At 34.9% G+C, this 19,080-nt stretch carries 17 protein-coding genes; 12 read left to right on the forward strand and 5 right to left on the reverse strand.

All coding sequences use genetic code 11. From position 1 onward, the window contains the following. Positions 1 to 145: 145 nt before the first annotated feature. The 4 genes from AAEO59_RS15750 to dnaK all read right to left on the reverse strand — a co-directional run bounded on the left by AAEO59_RS15750 (position 146) and on the right by dnaK (position 6,740). Positions 146 to 1,330: an acetate/propionate family kinase gene (locus tag AAEO59_RS15750; protein WP_341701706.1), complete on the reverse strand. Its 1,185-nt coding sequence runs from the start codon at positions 1,328 to 1,330 to the stop codon at positions 146 to 148. A 79-nt stretch (positions 1,331 to 1,409) separates the two neighbouring features. Further along, complete coding sequence (gene pta / locus AAEO59_RS15755; RefSeq protein ID WP_341701707.1) at positions 1,410 to 3,503, reverse strand: phosphate acetyltransferase; 2,094 nt, start codon at positions 3,501 to 3,503, stop codon at positions 1,410 to 1,412. 33 nt (positions 3,504 to 3,536) lie between these two features. After that, the gene (gene corA / locus AAEO59_RS15760; RefSeq protein ID WP_341701708.1) at positions 3,537 to 4,607 is read right to left on the reverse strand and encodes a magnesium/cobalt transporter CorA; all 1,071 of its coding nucleotides are present in this window, start codon (positions 4,605 to 4,607) and stop codon (positions 3,537 to 3,539) included. 252 nt (positions 4,608 to 4,859) lie between these two features. Beyond that, positions 4,860 to 6,740 (reverse strand): molecular chaperone DnaK, encoded by a 1,881-nt coding sequence (gene dnaK, locus AAEO59_RS15765; RefSeq protein WP_341701709.1) that lies wholly within the window; start codon positions 6,738 to 6,740, stop codon positions 4,860 to 4,862. 244 nt (positions 6,741 to 6,984) lie between these two features. Here dnaK and AAEO59_RS15770 point away from each other — a divergent pair, with 244 nt between their 5' ends. From AAEO59_RS15770 to AAEO59_RS15780, 3 genes are all read left to right on the forward strand, one after another. Next, on the forward strand, positions 6,985 to 8,307 hold the full coding sequence (locus tag AAEO59_RS15770; RefSeq protein WP_341701710.1) for a T9SS type A sorting domain-containing protein: 1,323 nt from the start codon (positions 6,985 to 6,987) through the stop codon (positions 8,305 to 8,307). A gap of 82 nt (positions 8,308 to 8,389) precedes the next feature. After that, positions 8,390 to 8,779, forward strand: a complete 390-nt coding sequence (locus AAEO59_RS15775; protein ID WP_341701711.1) for a DUF1398 domain-containing protein — start codon at positions 8,390 to 8,392, stop codon at positions 8,777 to 8,779. Positions 8,780 to 9,063: 284 nt separating this feature from the next. Further along, positions 9,064 to 10,347, forward strand: coding sequence for a serine hydrolase domain-containing protein (locus AAEO59_RS15780; protein ID WP_341701712.1), 1,284 nt, complete (start codon positions 9,064 to 9,066; stop codon positions 10,345 to 10,347). Positions 10,348 to 10,371: 24 nt separating this feature from the next. On the opposite strand, the gene AAEO59_RS15785 is transcribed toward AAEO59_RS15780, so the two are convergent. Further along, on the reverse strand, positions 10,372 to 11,214 hold the full coding sequence (locus AAEO59_RS15785) for a transglutaminase-like domain-containing protein (RefSeq protein WP_341701713.1): 843 nt from the start codon (positions 11,212 to 11,214) through the stop codon (positions 10,372 to 10,374). Positions 11,215 to 11,341: 127 nt separating this feature from the next. Here AAEO59_RS15785 and AAEO59_RS15790 point away from each other — a divergent pair, with 127 nt between their 5' ends. The 9 genes from AAEO59_RS15790 to AAEO59_RS15830 all read left to right on the forward strand — a co-directional run bounded on the left by AAEO59_RS15790 (position 11,342) and on the right by AAEO59_RS15830 (position 18,857). Next, complete coding sequence (locus AAEO59_RS15790) at positions 11,342 to 11,779, forward strand: acyl-CoA thioesterase (RefSeq protein ID WP_341701714.1); 438 nt, start codon at positions 11,342 to 11,344, stop codon at positions 11,777 to 11,779. A 43-nt stretch (positions 11,780 to 11,822) separates the two neighbouring features. Further along, complete coding sequence (locus AAEO59_RS15795; protein WP_341701715.1) at positions 11,823 to 12,593, forward strand: patatin-like phospholipase family protein; 771 nt, start codon at positions 11,823 to 11,825, stop codon at positions 12,591 to 12,593. A 129-nt stretch (positions 12,594 to 12,722) separates the two neighbouring features. Then, a complete protein-coding gene (locus AAEO59_RS15800; RefSeq protein WP_341701716.1) occupies positions 12,723 to 13,955 on the forward strand; it encodes an ATP-binding cassette domain-containing protein in 1,233 nt (410 codons plus the stop codon). 760 nt (positions 13,956 to 14,715) lie between these two features. Further along, positions 14,716 to 15,384 (forward strand): hypothetical protein, encoded by a 669-nt coding sequence (locus AAEO59_RS15805; protein ID WP_341701717.1) that lies wholly within the window; start codon positions 14,716 to 14,718, stop codon positions 15,382 to 15,384. Between the two features lie 9 nt (positions 15,385 to 15,393). After that, a complete protein-coding gene (locus AAEO59_RS15810) occupies positions 15,394 to 16,464 on the forward strand; it encodes a tyrosine-type recombinase/integrase (protein ID WP_341701718.1) in 1,071 nt (356 codons plus the stop codon). A gap of 91 nt (positions 16,465 to 16,555) precedes the next feature. Further along, the gene (locus AAEO59_RS15815; RefSeq protein WP_341701719.1) at positions 16,556 to 17,146 is read left to right on the forward strand and encodes a Crp/Fnr family transcriptional regulator; all 591 of its coding nucleotides are present in this window, start codon (positions 16,556 to 16,558) and stop codon (positions 17,144 to 17,146) included. An 81-nt stretch (positions 17,147 to 17,227) separates the two neighbouring features. Continuing rightward, the gene (locus AAEO59_RS15820) at positions 17,228 to 17,611 is read left to right on the forward strand and encodes a VOC family protein (protein WP_341701720.1); all 384 of its coding nucleotides are present in this window, start codon (positions 17,228 to 17,230) and stop codon (positions 17,609 to 17,611) included. A 7-nt stretch (positions 17,612 to 17,618) separates the two neighbouring features. Further along, complete coding sequence (locus tag AAEO59_RS15825) at positions 17,619 to 18,473, forward strand: class I SAM-dependent methyltransferase (protein WP_341701721.1); 855 nt, start codon at positions 17,619 to 17,621, stop codon at positions 18,471 to 18,473. 6 nt (positions 18,474 to 18,479) lie between these two features. Next, positions 18,480 to 18,857 carry a DUF4180 domain-containing protein gene (locus AAEO59_RS15830; RefSeq protein ID WP_341701722.1) on the forward strand — a complete coding sequence of 126 codons (378 nt, stop codon included), beginning with the start codon at positions 18,480 to 18,482 and terminating at the stop codon, positions 18,855 to 18,857. The last annotated feature ends 223 nt before the right edge of the window (positions 18,858 to 19,080 follow it).

Here is a 19,080-nt window from a genome sequence, read left to right on the forward strand (position 1 = left end):
TAAATATAAGAAATTTCATTCATTTAAGCAATATAAACACATAAAATTATGGATCGAATTATTGATTTATATGACTTATATAACAAAAAAAGTCGGAAGAATAATCTTCCGACCATGACTACCCGAAAGAAGCTTTTTAAATCATTTAATTCAAAACTAAATCATAAACCTGATGGGCTATTTCCAATTCTTCATTGGTAGGAATGACTAAAATTTTAGTTTTTGCATTTGGCGTATTTATTTCCCTAATATCTTTAGAACGAGTTTCATTTTTATAGTCGTCTAATTCAATACCTAAATAGTCCATATCCATACAAACAGCTTTTCTGATAAAAGATGAATTTTCGCCAATTCCAGCTGTAAACACAATGGCGTCTACACCATTCATTGCTGCGGCATAAGCTCCAATGTATTTTTTTATGCGATACACATTCATTTCTAATGCCAGTTTACAATTGGGATCTCCTTTTTCAGCATTAGCTTCAATATCTCTTAAATCACTGTGACTCGTTAGTCCAAGCATCCCGCTTTGTTTATTCAACATCGTACTAACATCATTTAACGAATAGCCTAACGAATTAACCATATAAAAAATCACAGCCTGATCGATATCACCACTTCTGGTTCCCATTACCAATCCATTTCCCGGACCAAAACCCATACTGTGATCTACGCTTTTTCCGTCTTTCACTGCAGTAATACTACAACCATTACCTAAATGAACTGTGATTATTTTACTGCTATTTTCTAAATAAGCAATCGCTTTTTCTGAAACATATTTATGTGAGGTCCCATGAAAACCGTAGGCTCTAATTTTATTTTCAGTAAGTAAATAATTCGGAATAGCATAGCGATAGGCTACTTCGGGCATGGTTTGATGGAAAGCGGTATCGAAAACAGCAATTTGTTTTGCCTGAGGAAAAACTTCTTCGGCAACGATAATTCCTTCTAAATTAGCCGGATTATGCAAGGGAGCCAATTCAAAAAGTTGCTTGATTTTTTCCTTTACCTCTTCGTTAATCAACACCGTATCCGAAAAAGTCGCTCCTCCATGAACAACTCGGTGTCCTACTGCGTCAATTTCGGAAGTACTTTTTATGACACCTACTTTTTCATCCATCAACAAAGTGGATATTTTTTCTAATCCAACTTTGTGATTCAGAATAGGTAAAATCTCTTCTATAGAATTCTGATTCGTTTTATAACTAAAATTTGAAGTTTCTAAACCAATACGATCAATCATACCTCTACAAATCACTACCTTAGCCGGCATATCGATTAATTGGTATTTAATAGAAGAGCTTCCTGAATTTATAATAACTATTTTCATTTTTATTAAAAGATTAAAAAATTGAAATATTAAAAGATTAATCTTTAAATCATTAAATACTTCAATCTTTAAATTAAAATTACAATCCCTGCGCCTGAATAGCTGTAATTACGACCGTGTTGATAATATCATCAACTGTACAACCACGACTCAAGTCATTTACAGGTTTGTTTAATCCTTGTAACATTGGTCCAATGGCTAAGGCTCCGGTTTCTCTTTGAACTGCTTTGTAGGTATTATTTCCGGTGTTCAAATCAGGAAAAATTAATACACTTGCCTGTCCGGCTACTTCTGAGTTTGGCATTTTACTCTGACCCACTTCCATATCTACAGCAGCATCGTACTGGATAGGACCTTCTATTTTTAAATCAGGGCGTTTTTTCTTTACAATTTCGGTGGCAGTTCTTACTTTTTCAACCTCATCCCCTTTTCCTGAAGAACCTGATGAATAGGACAACATAGCCACTTTAGGTTCTATTCCGAAAGCCAAACTGGAATCGGCAGAAGAAATGGCTATTTCAGCCAATTGTTCCGCAGTTGGATTTGGATTGATGGCACAATCTCCAAAAATAGAAACACGATCTTCCAAACACATAAAAAAGACAGAAGAAACAACACTGGAATTCGGTTTGGTTTTAATAAACTGCAATGCCGGTAAAATAGTATGCTGCGTAGTATGAGCCGCTCCCGAAACCATTCCGTCAGCATGCCCTTTATACACCATCATCGTTCCAAAATAAGAGACATCTTCCATTAAATCTCTGGCCATCGCCATAGAAACATTCTTATTTTTTCGAAGTTCGTAATAGGTATTTACATAATCTTCATAATATTCCGATTCAATTGGAACGATGATATTAATTTTCGAAAAATCAAATGCAATACCTAATTCGGTTACCTTATGTTCAATTTGTTTTTTATTTCCAATAATCGAAATATCCACTACATCCATGGCTAATAATCGGGAAGCAGCAATAATTATTCTATCGTCATTTCCTTCCGGTAACACAATGTGCTTGCGGTGTTGTTTGGCTCTTTTGACCAAATTATACTGAAACATTTTAGGCGTCATACCTTCGGCTTCAAAAGCACTCAATTTATCTGCCAATTCGTCCAAATTAACATATTTTTCAAAAGTTCTTATGGAGGTTTCTATTTTGTGTTTGTTCTCCGCATAAATTTTAGACTGGATGGAACCAATTTGATTCGTAATACGATACGTTCCTCCTTCCACCGAAATAATTGGAACCACACTATGCAAACCATCAATTAACTTCAAAATAGTATCTTCAGGCAAAATATTACCTGTCAAAATAATTCCCGAAATCGAAGGATAATTAGCAGATTCATGTGCCTGTAAAGCCCCTAAAATAATATCGGCACGGTCTCCGGGAGTAATTACCAGCGCATTTTCTTTTAAATGTGATAAATAATTACGCAATTGCATGGCACCAACACTATAATTACCCACTTGATTATTCAAATAATCTTTACCAAACAGCACTTTAGCATCCAATTCTTCTACTATTTCTTTTACAGTAGGATTGTTTAAACTAGATACCACCGGAATAGCGCTTACCAAAACTTCTTTAGGTAAAACACTTCGTAAACCATCTTCGGCTAATTGTAAATTTTCAGGCTGAATCTTATTGGCAATAAATGCCAAAACCTCAACTTCTTTATTTTTGAAGGAATCATAAGCTAAATATTCGCCGTCGAGAAATTCCTCCAGGGTTTTACCAACACCGGAACCAACAATGATGGCAGGAATTCCTAGGTTTTTTGCAATAAGGACATTCATATCCAGTTCGATAGCTGTACCTTCACCACTAAAACTGGTTCCTTCCACTAATACGAAATCGAAGCGTTCTTCTAAGTGTTTGAATTTTTCAATAATTAAATCAAGAACATCCCCTATTTTACCTTTATTCTTCTTCTTGATTAACTGACTTTTGGTAATTGCAAAAGCGTCTTCAAAACGGATATCCAATCCAAAATGTGAAATCACTGTTTCAATATGGTTGTCTAATTTTCCATCTTCAAAATCTTCCACAATTGGTCTGAAATAACCCACTTTGGCTGTTTTACCTATAAGCATGCTCATTAATCCCAAAGTAATAATAGATTTTCCACTGTTACTCTCCGAAGTTGCGATATAAATAGCTTTGTTCATTTTATATATTTTTATTCTTTATTTATCTTTTAATTAAAACCACTTTCTTTTTTTAAAATAAACCACCATCAAAATCCCAATCAAAATCATTACTCCTAGAACAGTATAATAACCATTTGGGTACTTCAATTCGGGCATGTATTCAAAATTCATCCCATATACGCCAACAATAAACGTTAACGGAATAAATATAGCCGAGACTATTGTCAGCGTTTTCATAATTTCATTCATCTTATGAGATTGAGCAGAGAAAAAGAAATTCGAAGCACTTTCCAGTGTTCCTAAATCGGATTCAATTTGTTCTAAAAGCTCTAAACTTTTTTGATGTAATCTTGAAAAATAGACATAGGAATCCATTTGAATCACATTACAAACCACATCATCTTTTAAGGTTTTAATACCGTATAAAGAATCCCGGAGCGGAATAATAGAGCGTTTTAAAAAACTAAAATTGTCCCGATGTTTCTCAATACGTACCAAAACATCCGGATTAGTGCTACTTTTTGATAAATTAATCAACTCTTCTACTTTTTCTTCTTCATTCTCAATGGTGATAAAGAAATTTTCCATCACCGCATCTAAAAGTAGCGACAACAAATAATCGGCTTTTTTGGTGCGCACTACTCCTGAATGCGTTCGTATTCTTTCGCGTATATGTGTAAAAAAATCACTGCTCTTTTCCTGAAATGATATTAAAATTTCATCTTTTATTAAAAAACTAATTTGCTCAACATTGATGTTATCTGAGTTTTCTGTGGGTAAAATAGATTTTATATTAAAAAACAAACTACTGGTTGATTCTTCCATTTTTGTTCTTCTGGTAGTATTTAAAATGTCTGAAAGCAGAAAATTATCAATACCAAAAAAATCACCAATTCCTTCTACAGTTTCAATATCACTTAAACCGTGTAAATTAAGCCAGTTCGTTTTAGAATTATCGATACATTCTTTAAAATCTGAAATTGCTAAATCTCTGTATTCTGTAAAATCCAAATCGTCATACACAAACAGCTGCATTTTAGGCGCCTGATTCTTATGTATTCCCGTATATATTAATTGATTAGGTTGTACTTTTCGGGCCTTTTTATATTTTATTTTTCTCATATAAAAATCATTTAACAGTAATATTACGAAAAACTTTTGGCACAGAATAACAACTTAACAATTTAAAAACACAGATTAACACTGACAAAAGTAATTTGAAAAGCTGTTTTCTTTTATGAGATAAATCATGTTTTGAAATAATTTTAAATAACAAACCCGACAGGTTTTAAAAACCTGTCGGGTTTAAAATTAGCACACAAAAAAAAACCGAGCCATTTCTGACTCGGTTTTAAAATATAATTTAAAAATAAATTACTTAACTTCTTCGTAATCTACGTCTTGAACGTTATCACCTTCAGCTTGTGGTTCAGCAGCAGCAGCTTGACCTTGCTCTCCTTGAGCGTACATAGCTTCAGTAGCAGTTTTCCAAGCAGCGTTTACGTTATCTAAACCTTTTTGAATAGCAGCAAGATCTTGAGATTGGTGAGCCATTCTTAATTCTGTTAAAGCGTATTCAATAGCTGTTTTATTTTCAGCAGAGATTTTATCTCCTAACTCTTTCAATTGAGATTCAGTTTGGAAGATAGTACTGTCCGCTTCATTCAATTTCTCAGCTCTTTCTTTAGCTTGTCTGTCAGCATCAGCGTTAGCTTCAGCATCTTTTTTCATTTGTTCGATTTCTTCAGCAGTTAAACCAGAAGAAGCTTCGATACGGATATCGTGAGATTTTCCAGTTCCTTTATCTGTAGCAGAAACTTTGATGATACCATTAGCATCGATATCGAAAGAAACTTCGATTTGAGGAACTCCTCTTGGTGCTGGTGGAATACCATCTAAGTGGAAACGACCAATAGTTTTGTTATCAGCAGCCATTGCTCTAGCTCCTTGTAATACGTGAATTTCAACAGATGGTTGAGAATCAGCAGCAGTAGAGAATACTTGAGATTTTTTAGTTGGGATAGTAGTGTTAGCTTCGATAAGAACAGTCATTACACCTCCCATAGTTTCGATACCTAAAGATAATGGAGTTACGTCAAGTAACAATACATCTTTTACATCTCCAGAAAGTACACCTCCTTGGATAGCAGCACCGATAGCTACAACCTCATCAGGGTTAACTCCTTTAGACGCTTTTTTACCAAAGAATTTCTCTACTTCTTCAACGATTCTTGGGATACGAGTAGAACCTCCTACCAAGATAACTTCGTCGATATCAGAAACTGATAAACCAGCATCTTTTAATGCTTTAGCAACAGGCTCCATAGAACGTTTTACTAAAGAATCAGCTAATTTCTCAAATTGAGAACGAGATAATTTTTTAACTAAGTGTTTAGGTCCTGAAGCTGTAGCAGTTACGTATGGTAAGTTGATTTCAGTTTCAGCAGAAGCAGATAATTCAATTTTAGCTTTTTCAGCAGCTTCTTTGATACGTTGCAATGACATTGGGTCTAAACGTAAATCAACTCCTTCTTCAGCTTTGAATTCGTCAGCTAACCAGTCAATGATAACTTGGTCAAAATCGTCTCCTCCTAAGTGAGTATCTCCATTAGTAGATAATACTTCGAAAACTCCGTCACCTAATTCAAGAACAGAGATATCAAAAGTACCTCCACCTAAATCGTAAACAGCAATTTTTTGATCCGTTCCTTTTTTATCTAATCCGTAAGCTAATGCAGCAGCAGTAGGCTCGTTGATGATACGCATCACTTTTAAACCAGCGATTTCACCAGCTTCTTTAGTAGCTTGACGTTGCGCATCGTTAAAGTATGCAGGAACAGTAATAACTGCCTCAGATACTGTTTGACCTAAATAGTCTTCAGCAGTTTTTTTCATTTTTTGAAGTGTCATTGCTGACAATTCTTGAGCAGTGTATAAACGACCGTCAATATCCACACGTGGCGTATTGTTGTCTCCTTTTACTACACTGTAAGGAACTCTTTTTGCTTCCGCTTCTGTTTCAGCAAAAGTATGTCCCATAAAACGTTTGATAGAAGCAATAGTCTTAGTTGGATTAGTTACTGCTTGTCTTTTTGCAGGATCACCTACTTTAATTTCTCCACCTTCAACAAAAGCGATGATAGATGGCGTTGTTCTTTTTCCTTCTGCGTTAGGAATAACAACTGCCTCGCTTCCTTCCATTACAGAAACACAAGAGTTGGTCGTACCTAAATCAATTCCGATTATTTTACCCATTTTTATTTATATTTAGTTTTTAATATACTTGTTTAATAACTCAACGTGCATAAGACAATCTTTGTGCCAATGTAAAAGATACCTATAAATTGTCATAAAATTTTAAATTCCATCAAAACACACTGACAAACTGACATTTTAAATTAACTGACAGAACTGCAAAACAAGAAACTAGACTGACATTTTATTATTTAGCAATTAAACCAATTACTTTTATTTCAATCAAATACGTAAAATTATTATTATGAAAATAAAAGAATCTTTTTTAATCCTATTATTTTGCTGTCTATATCTTACCCTTTATTCACAACCAAAAGGGATTTATGTTTTAGACAGTAATAATGGAACATTCAGAGATGCTAACATTAGGAATTATTCTTTTGTAGATGGTTATGTATGGAGAACCAGTTGGTCAGAAATAGAAACGGCTAAAGATAATTACAATTTTGATGGTATTGATCACATCGTAAAAAAGCTAGATGCGATCAATAAAAAACTAACAATATTATTTGGTGCTTATGCTGTAGAACCAGAATATGTTGCTTCACATTCAGGAGTCATTAGCTATTCTTTTACCAATCCAATAGACAAAACTACTACCAAAAGAGCCGTACCATATGACACTTATTTAATGCAACGATTTCAAATATTCTTAACAGCGCTTGCAAATCACAAAATATATAGTATTTCGACCTCAACAATGGTAGCACTAAAAGATCATCCTGTACTATCTAACATTGCTACAAATATTGCCGGATTAGGTGCCATTAGAAATGTGAATGGACAAAATACAAGCTTAAATACGGTTTTACCAAATTATAACCGAAATGTATTTACAGCATCAATTCTTTCAGGCATGAAAATACAAACAGACTTATTTCCTTCCAAAAATGTTTTTATCCCTTTTTACAAAAACATCAATGACAATATAAGTTCACCTACACTGGAAAGCGATATCAAAACAAAGTTACTAAGTCTTTTTGATGGAGTTAAAAACCCAAAAATTAGTTTTTGGCAGGAAAATCTAGCAGGATACACTGATGCTTCAACAAATACTTTTACCGGACTTCCTTTAACAACGTTTGCAACCCCGTTACTGGAACTAAATGATAATGCATACACTATGTTTCAAATGTTGCAAGGCTGGACTACTCCTTTTTTAGACCCAAATAAAACGGCCAACTCTACTCCTTTTGATGCCATGTGCTATGCTTATAACACTTATGGAGCTTCCTATTATGAAATTTACGTCAGTGACATTGATAATTTAAACTACCAAACTGCATTTAATAATTGGACTGCTTCAAACTGTACAATAAAACCAACAACTGAAATTAAATCAGGCAAAATAAGTATCTATCCAAATCCTTCTTTACATACGATATCTATAGGCGGAATTGATACTCATCAAAAATTAAAAATTTCAATATTTGACGAAAAAGCAAATCTTCAACTACTTACTGAAATTCCTGAAGACATCGATATATCATCACTTTCAAATGGTGTTTATTATGTTCAGATAAAACAAAATAAGAAGATAAGTAACTTGAAATTGATTAAAAACTGATTTTTCAAATTGGATATTTTTCTAAAAAAAAAGCGATAAAACATTTTGACATTTCTTATTTTTAAAACCTAAAAAAATAAAGATGTTTACTATAGACCAAATCAAAGCGGCACATGCCAAAGTAAAATCAGGAGCTGATTTCCCCAATTACATTCAGGAGTTAATTCAATTAGGTGTTAGCGGTTATGACACCATTGTAACAGATGGCCGCGTGGCATATGTAGGCACAGATAACTTTAGCGTAAGCACCGAAAAAAAATACGATGCTATTCCAATTAGCGCTTCAGCAAACAAAGAACGTTTTATCGAATTTCTGGTCATGCATCAAGATGGCCAAACCGATTACCCCACTTTTTGTCAGCATGCCGCCATTTGTGGCATTGCTAAATGGCGTGTGGATATTATCGAAATGACTTGCACCTATTATGATAGTGCTGAAAATCCTATCCTGATTGAAAAAATTCCGGAATAATAACACTTTAAATCTATTAATAAAGGAACATATACCTTCAACCAACAGCTCGTTTAAAAAGATTTTCACAGATTATATAACCCCTTATGAGTGTCCTTAGATTCCACAGTCGAGTGTCAAATGTTTGAAGAATACGTAAAAAGAAAAGCTGTTTGAGCGTAGCGAGTTCTTTTCTTTTAGTATTCAAAAACTAATTTGACCGACGAGGAAGCGCTAGACTTGATTTTTTTGTTTCTTTTTTGATCAAGCAAAAAAGAAATTAATTAATTTCAAATTAACCAACCATGAAAAAAACCTTTATAAGTCTTTTTATGTTGATGTGTTTAGGAACTTTTGCCCAAACAAAATCAATTAAAAACTCCCCAAAACTCATTGAAGCCACTCCCGCCAGTTCCGGTATGTCTGACGAAAGACTGGCTCGTATTGATAATATGCTGAACAAAGCAATTGCCGATTCGGAAATTCCGGGAGCAGTAGCCTTAGTGGCTCGACACGGTAAAATTGTCTATCTGAAAGCATTTGGAATGGCTGATAATTCGGCTTCCAAAAAACTCAATACTGATGCTATTTTCAGGATTGCCTCCCAAACAAAAGCCATTACTACAACTGCTGTGATGATGCTTTGGGAAGAAGGCAAATTTAAACTGGACGACCCCATTTCGAAATACATTCCCGAATTCAAAAATCCGCAGGTTTTGGATTCACTGCTTCCGGACGGAACTTACACAACCAAACCAGCCAAAAGAGAAATCACGATCCGTGATTTAATAACACACACTTCTGGAATTGGCTATGGCCAAATTGACAGTGATGCCCGTTTTAAAAAAATTTACAAAGATGCCGGCGTAACCGATTTATTTACATCTGACAAAATTACCATTGCCGAAAGTGTCAAAAAACTGGCAAAACTTCCGTTGCACCACAATCCTGGTGAAAAATTCACCTATAGCGAAGGTTTAGATGTTATTGGTTATTTTATAGAAGTTATCTCAGGCATGCCAATGGATGAGTATTACCGATCTCATATATTTGAACCTTTAGGAATGAATGATACTTATTTTTATTTACCTCAATCCAAAGCCAATCGATTAGTTACGGTTCAAACCAAAGAAAATGGAAACTGGATTCCGTTTCCTAATACTTTTTATGATGTCAATTATCCCGTCAAAGGAGCCAAAAGTTTTTTCTCAGGTGGCGCCGGACTTTCAAGTACAGCCAAAGATTATGCTACATTTTTACAAATGTTCCTCAACAAAGGAGAACTAAACGGCATTCGCTTATTAAGCAGAACTACCGTTCAATTTATGCTTGCTAACCAAATTGGCGAAATCTGGGGCAAAACCGACGCCGGTCATGGATTAGGTTTCAGAATCCTGAACCAAATGGGCGAAGATTTGGGCGGACAAGGAAGTGCGGGAACCTTTAATTGGGGCGGCTATTTTAATACTCAATATTTTGCCGACCCAAAAGAAGATTTGATTGGCATCATTTTGAAACAAACCCAAAGAACCTCTGATAATACAGCTTGGAAATTCCAACTTTTAGCCGAGCAAGCAATCGACGATTAATCTATATCAAACAACACAGCGGTTTCAAAAATAGGAAACGGCTGTGTTTGCTTCTTTATCAAAAGGGACAAAATCAGCTAAAACAGGATTACAATCTACTTTCATATACGTACAATTAGCCCCGCCAAAAAAACTGGCTACAGCTACTTCACAGGCGTCTTTGCCATTGGCAATTTTGACCAATCCATTAGCAAAACTTAATTTAGTTGGGTCAAAAAACAACCACTTCCCTCCTACATAAGCCTCAAAACAAGCATGAAAATCAGGCGGATTCAATGCATATGCATAGCCCGTAAAATAACGTGCCGGTATATCTGAAGCACGACACAAAGAAATTGCGAGATGAGCAAAATCTTTACAAACACCTTCTTTTAAATTAAAAACATCACAGGCTGATCTACTGGAATCACTTGTACCAGCTCTATAAAAGATGCTGTTATAAACCCATTCATTTATTGCTTTTACTTTAGCAAATTTATTAGATAAATGCCCAAATTGATAATGAGCAAAATCTAATAATTTATCCGATTCACAATACCTACTGGGTAAAATATAAGGCAGCGTTTCATTTTCTAAATCAATAATAGCAACAGATTGAGGCAAGTGTTCAGGATCGATGATTTCACATAAAACATCAACTTCGGCTTCATAACTAATTGTAAAATAAGTTCCTGGTGCCACCACCATTTTAATAAAACGAGTTGCTGCATTTTGCAATACAAATTCTTCGTATTTAATCTCAGGAAAAACAGTAAGGGATTCAGAAATAATTACTTGACTCGCCGATTGAGCAACCTGAATATTAAAAATAAAGGTCGTTGTAGCAAAAACGTCATAGGACAAAACACTGCTTACTTTAAATCTCATTTTGTAAAGATATCAATTCTTAACCAGAAAGTAAATATGGATATTTATCAAAAACTACAAATCGTCCTTTTCTTTCTTTTTGGCTTAATTTTTTTTAAATTTACAATTCAACATTTTAATTTTACACATGACTTCTTTCAGCAAACACCTTACTTTTCGCTGGGCCGATTTAGACCCTAATTTTCACGTTCGTCATAGCGTTTATTATGATTGCGCTGCCCAACACCGCATGGAAATTTTAGACAGCTTAGGCTTAAATTTAAAAGTATTCCAAAAAATGCATTTTGGCCCCGTTTTATTTCGAGAAGAATGTGTGTTTAGAAAAGAAATCACTCAGGGCGATTCGGTTTATATCCATACTACAGTGGCTAAAATGCGTGCTGATGCTTCCCGCTGGTCTATTGCTCATGAATTTCGTACGGAAGACAATTTGCTTTGTGCCACACTTACTGTTGATGGCGCCTGGATGGATACCAAACTCCGTAAACTTATTGATCCCGTTCCGGAAATTGCAGTCAATGCGCTGTTAAGCATCCCCAAAAGTGAAGATTTCATTGTATCTTAAGCAATAACCATAATTCAAAACTCACAACTCATAACCTTAACAGATGAAAACTAAAGTTGGTATTGTATTTTCAGGAGGCGGCGCGAGAGGAATCGCTCATTTGGGCTTACTCAAAGCATTGGAAGAATTTGGTATCAAAGCCTCTATTGTATCCGGTACCAGCGCAGGAGCTATTGCCGGTGCTTTTTATGCAGCCGGTTATTCGGCTATTGAGATTTTAGAAATTTTGAAAAAAGGTCACATCTTTAGTTTTTCCAATTTATTGATTAAAAGACAGGGATTATTTGCTATGAAAGGCTTTCATGATATCTATCTCGAATGTTTTCCTCATAATTCCTTTGAAGATTTACAAATCCCTTTGTACATCACTGCAACCGATATTTTGAAGGGCGAATTGGTTTATTTCACTTCGGGCAATCTGTCTCATGCCATTATGGCCTCTTCTTGTTTGCCGTTGTTGTTCCAACCGGTAAATTACAACGGAACGCTGTATGTGGATGGTGGTGTGATGAACAATTTTCCTATCGAACCCTTATTAGGACAATGTGATATCATCATTGGTAGTTATGTCAATTCTATTAAAAAAGAAGTAGACAAAGTCAGCATGAATAATATTTTGGATCGTAGTTTTCATTTGGCAATGAAAAGCTCAGTCGAACAAAAAACACACAGCTGTCATTTGTATTTTGAACCACCAAATATGAGTCAATTCAGTCTTTACAACCTTAAAAATGCCGACGAAATTTTCCGGTACAGTTATCAATATGCTCTTACTTTAGAACATAAAATTAAATCACTTGATATTCAGTTTTAAATTCTGGATTTTCTGCTCACTGAATTCTGTTTTCTGATTTCTGCTCACTGAACACTGCCTTCTGATTTCTGTTCTCCAACTCATAACTAAAAAACTCCTTATCTTTACGCCCCATAAAAAGAAAACATTTTGACAAATACCGCTACCCATTGGAACATATTACTTTCCAATCAAATCAATAAAAAAGAATTTATAGAAATCCTACTTTCCGGTAAAGCAACGAACGAATTAGCTCCTTTCAATGGTTTAAAAGGAATCTTGTATTCTGATTTAGCTATCGATCAGTTTATCCAAAAAGAATTTCAATACATCGAATTAACAGCCATCGATTCCAATCGAAAACTGAGTACTTTTTCCTCGGGACAGCGCAAAAAAAAGTTTCTTCAGTATTGCATTGACCAAAAACCGGATTTTATCATTTTTGACAATCCGATGGATCATTTGGATCAGGCATCCAGAGTTGAATTAGCCAAAGCATTGGAAGAAATGGCTTCGCACATTATAATTATCCAGCTCATCAACCGCCATGCCGATTTGCTGCCTTTTATTTCGAATAACCGCCAAATCAATTCTGATAATTTCATCTTAGAAGAAATCGCTCATGAAACTCATGAAACCAAAATCATCAACCAACAGGGAATTCCGCATCCGGCACATCCTATTGAATATCCCAATAAGATTTTGGTACAAATGAACAATCTATCGGTAAGTTATCAGGTACGTCCCGTAGTCAAAAACATCAATTGGACTATAGAACAGGGCGAATTCTGGCAATTAATCGGGCCAAACGGTTCCGGAAAAAGCACCCTTTTGTCTCTAATCAACGGCGATAACCCAAAAGGTTACGGACAGGATTTACATCTTTTTGGCCGCAAAAAAGGAAGTGGCGAAAGCGTTTGGGACATCAAGAAAAACATCGGTTATTTTGCTACCAATATGACCAGTTTGTTTACCCGCAACCACACTCTGGAACAAATGATACTTTCCGGTTTTTTTGATTCCATAGGCTTGTATGACCTGCCTACTACCCTACACAAAAAAATTGCCGATGAATGGCTGGAACTCATTGGCATGAAACACTTAAAAAGCAAAATGTTCAAACGTCTTTCGGTAGGACAACAACGATTGGCAATGATTGTGCGTTCGGTTTTAAAACATCCGCCACTGGTGATTCTGGACGAACCAGTAGAAGGTTTAGACGATGAAAATGTAGCTTTGGTATGCCAACTCATTAATCTCTTAAAAAGAGAATCTAATATGACTATTGTGTATGTCTCGCACCGCATCGAACCTAATTTGGCTCCCAATTCTATTTTTGAATTAATTCCTTCAGAGGAAGGTTCAATAGGAATTATTAAATAAATACTCTAACCCGTTGGGTGAAATTATTAAAAACGTCAGTTCGAGTGTTTTTTGTGTAGTGAAACGAAACAAAAAATGTATCGAGAACCGTTTTTAATAAAATTTTTCTTGTTCTCGATACGTTTTTCTACCAAAAATCACTCGAACTGACGAAAAATCACCATCAAAAACTAATTTCACCCAACGGGTTACTCTAATACAATAACAATCCGATTTGTTCACTACAAGTCAGATTTTTTTTTGAGAAAACAGAAAAGAATCTAATAACAAAATGTAAACTTTAAATCTGCATGCTGCTACTGCTTTCTATAATCTGAACACTAAACACTGAGCACTAATCCCAACAGTTATCGAAATGTTTCAGAATCTCTTTTTTTTATTTTGGGCGTGTCCCCGCCTTCGCTACTCTTCGGCAGGGTCGGGCTATTCGCTACAATCTCTTGCTCCACTGCGTTCCACAAGAGGATTTCCACTACTATCCCTCACGCGGCCAGCACTGACATTGTTACTGCTAATAACATTGAATTCACCATCTTTAAATAAGAAAATTAACAGCTTATCAAAAGATCAACCAAACCCTAGAATCACAAAGGAGAAAACGAATTACTTCAAAAATTTTATAATTAGAGATCATTTTATCTGTATTCCAACTTACAATTTATCCTGTTTTTTTTATACATTTAAACAAACTTAGAAGTAAGTTTTAGACATAACTAATTCGTTTTGAATAATTAGCACTGTCATTTTCAAAAAAGGCAAAATGGAAATAATCATAAAGAAAATATGGCATCGAAACGCGTTTAGAATTGCTATTCTATTTCGGTATGACATTCACATAATTAACAAAATAAAATCATTTGGTGCTACTTATAGTAAAACTTTAAAATGCTGGTATGTAGATTATAACACAGAATCTTATAAAATTTTAAAAACCAACTTTGAAAACATAAGTATTGAAAAACCAAATGAGGAAACAATTTTATCACCGCAACAGCTGACCGATACTAATCGAGACCTTTCAGCCATAGCGCAAAGCAAAATTCAGTTAGACTCTACATTGAAGAGTAACCCTGAACATACATTGGAAACCATTCCTTTGGAACAAAAACTGCGAGTGAGATTGTTAACAAACATTGGTAAATATTGGGTATTTAAAATGCAATACCATCAAAGTATTTCCAAACAATTATTAGCCATAAAAGGAGTTTATTGGAACGGCAATTATAAATGCTATATGGCATTGCGTCATCCTGAAGTAAAAATTCAAATTGGAAAAATATTTGAAACCCACTCTTTATTTGGGGAAGATTATTTGAGCAAAGAAAAGACACACAAGGGTGAAAAAATCATTCTAAAACCACATCCCGAAGACCTTTCCTGGATGGAAGTTCATCCTCCTAAACTCATTGCGGTACACGAGAAACTATAACGAATTTCGATGGTTCGTTACAGCAAAGTAAAAGATTGCTATTTGATTCCTGCAGCTCCTTTAACTCTTGAGAGTTTACAACTCCAAATGGAAGTTTTGGGTGTGCTTATTGCAAACGAATTGCCTTTTGGTTATTTGCAAAAAAAACATCTACCCAACAGAAAACAGCTGGAATTGAAAAAAACAAAAGAATCTATTTACACACAAGTACCGGAAGATGCTCGTTCTTATATCAGTTGCATGGTAGATTTAATACTCGCCTATAATTACAGTCACTCCACCTTACAAACTTATTCGAGTGCATTTATTCGTTTTTTGAAAAATTTTGAGTACAGGGATCCCAAAACAATAGAAAACGGGGAAATCATTCCTTTTTTGGCGTCGATCATGGAACAAGGATTAAGTGCCTCAGCCGGACATACAATGGTAAATGCCATACAATTTTATTACCATAACGTTTTAAAAATGAACCAATACACCTTTAAATTACCACGCCCCAAAAAAGAAAAAAAACTTCCGGCTGTTTTAACTATGGACGAATGTTTACAAATATTTCAGGTAGTGGATAATCCAAAGCACAAGCTCCTGCTACTAATTGGCTATGGAGCCGGATTGCGGGTAAGTGAAATTGTGACATTACAATGGGCTGATATTTTATTCTCAGAGTACAAAATACATCTGAAAAACGCCAAAGGCAAAAAAGATCGCATGGTTATGTTACCCTATTCTATTGTACAATCACTTCAATTATACAAAGAAATGTATAATGGAAAACATTATGTGTTTGAAGGACAATTTGCAGGTGAGCCTTATAGTACAACAAGTGTACAAACCGTTATGCGTAATGCGCTCCAAAAATCCGGACTAAGTAAGAAAGCCACAGTTCACACATTGCGTCACAGTTTTGCCACACACCTTCTTGAAAATGGGACCGACATCAGGTATATTCAGCAATTCTTAGGACACGCAAGTATAAAAACTACAACAATTTATACTCATTTAACCCAAAATGCAATAGCAAAAATTAAAAGTCCATTGGATATACTTGTAAATGAAAATAACAAGAAAAAACTGCGTTAAATATTTTGAAAATCTAAAAAAGTTATATAAACTTGCGCTTATATACTAGTTAGCGGTCATTGTAACAGACATTGTTCGTAAAGAAAACCCTATGACATTAAATATGGAAAACGACTTTTTTAAAACCATTTACAACTGCTCTTATATCAAATCGAACGACTACGAAGAAATTGCCAATGCACACAGTAAAATAGATGTTCAACAAGGAACGATACTTCTTAGAGAAGGTAAAGTTGCCACAGAATATTATATCATTGAAAAAGGTTTATTCAGGTCTTTTGTTTATGATTATAACGGCAAAGAAGTAACCACAGAGTTTTTTTGTCAAGAAGAATTATTAATCGAATCATTTTCATTGTTTCAGAGAAATCCGTCAATGGAAAATTTTCAAGCACTTAGCAACGGAACTATTTGGAAAATTGACTATGAAAATTTTCAGCAATTATTAGATAAAATCGAGGGCTTTAGGGAATGGGGAAGAAATTGGGCAACAAACCATTTATTCACAATGAAAAAACGTTCTATTAATATGCTGACAATGAACGCTACCGACAGATATTTGACCCTGCTGAAAGAACGACCACAGATTTTACAACAAGCACCATTAAAACAAGTCGCATCTTATTTAGGCATTACCGACACTTCATTGAGCAGAATACGAAAAGAAATTGTAACCGTTTAGTATTTCTTGTCATTTGGAAAGAGTGTTGCTATTATGAAAAACTAATTTTACCACATCAATAATTTTAAGAACAGAAATAAAATGAAAAATTTAGTGAATTGGTTTGAGATTTATACATCAGATTTTGAAAGAGCCAAGAAATTTTACACAGAGGTATTTAAGCTGAAACTTACTGACATTTCTACAAACAGTGACAGGCACAGCAATATGAAATATGCCGTTTTTTCAAATACAGAAAATAAAAAATACGTAAATGGAGCTTTGGTTAAAATTGATGAAGCAAAGCCCGGTGTAGGCGGAACGTTAGTATATTTTTCCACAGAAGAAATTAATATCGAATTAAACAAAGTTGAAAAAGCAGGCGGCAAAATTATCCGTCCAAAATTACAAGTTGGCGATTTTGGTTTTATCGCTTTGATAGAAGATACAGAGGGAAATATGGTTGGTTTACGCTCAATGAAATAAATTCAATATGGAACAAAGTAAAAAATTAAACCAACCAGACAATACTGCGTTACGAACAGCTTTATGGAGAGCATTACACGTTTTTACAGACGAAAAACCTTATGTCATTGAAGACAAAATTGGGTATGACTTAATCAAACCCCAAACAGATTGGCAAGAGCGTCCTGATATGAAATATACCAAACGACTTCGGGCTTCTATCGTTGCTCGTGCCCGATTTGTTGAAGATGTTGCAAAAAAAGAAATCGCGAGCGGAATAAAACAATATGTTTTGCTTGGTGCAGGACTTGACAGTTTTACTCAACGAAATGCAGAAATTAGTTCGCAAGTTGACATTTATGAAATTGACCAACCCGATACCTTGGCTTGGAAAGAAGAAAAATTAATTGAAAACGGTTACAAAATTTTCGACAATTTACATTTCGTTCCTGTAGACTTTGAAACTTCGTCTTGGTGGACTGAACTTTTAAACAAAGGTTTTGACATTGACAAAAAAGCTGTTGTTTCCTGCACCGGAGTTACACTTTATCTCACAGAAGAAGCTATCTTAGACACCTTGCAAAAATTAACTTCTTTAGCATCAGGTTCTACCATTGCTATTGCATTTTACCTACCGGTAGAGCAACTGGAAGAAGAGGATAAACCACTTATGGAAATGTCTATAAAAGGAGCGGTTGCTTCGGGCACACCATTCAAAAGTTTTTTTGCGACTGACGAAATCGCAAAACTTGCAGAGAAAGTTGGGCTCAATCAAATTCAAATCGTTTCAACCCAAGAGATGACGGAACAATATTTTAAGAACCGTGCCGACAAGCTTATACCTGCAAGTGGAGAGTTTTTTTTGGTGGCAAAAGTGAAATAAGCAACAATGGAAATCAAAGAACATTTCCTCAACAATGTAAAAACAGCCGAACTTATTTCAGGTAAAATTCTCTTACACACTGTAGAAGACGCGATTGATTTAATTGGCAATCTGTCTTACCTGGGTTTTGACAAGATTATTCTCTACGAGAAAAATATTACGCCAGAATTTTTCAATCTGAAAAATAAAATGGCAGGGGAAATACTTCAAAAATTTGCTCAATACCAAATGGCATTGACTATTGTTGGTGAGTTTTCAAAATTCGATAGTAAAAGTTTGAATGATTTTATTTTTGAAAGCAATAAAGGAAAACAAATTAATTTTGTTGCCAACATAACAATAACGACAGAAAACAACGAACCGCTAACACGGGTTTTGCGTTAGTGGGCGGACGGTGCGAATAGAAACATTTAAGCAATTAAAATACTTTGGTGCTGGCAGACAGTTTTCGGTTTCAAAAGCCCACCAACGCAAAGCCCGAAACCGTCAGGCTGTGAAAAAACCTCGTTTTTTCTTTAAAACCTCCCCATTTTCATAATCTACAATCCAAATAAAGCCTTTTAAGAAGGCTATTTTTTCAGGCTGCAAATTCAGTTTGATAGAAAAC

The sequence above is a fragment of the Flavobacterium flavipallidum genome, from assembly GCF_038289905.1.
In the GTDB taxonomy this organism is placed as follows: Bacteria; Bacteroidota; Bacteroidia; order Flavobacteriales; family Flavobacteriaceae; genus Flavobacterium; species Flavobacterium flavipallidum.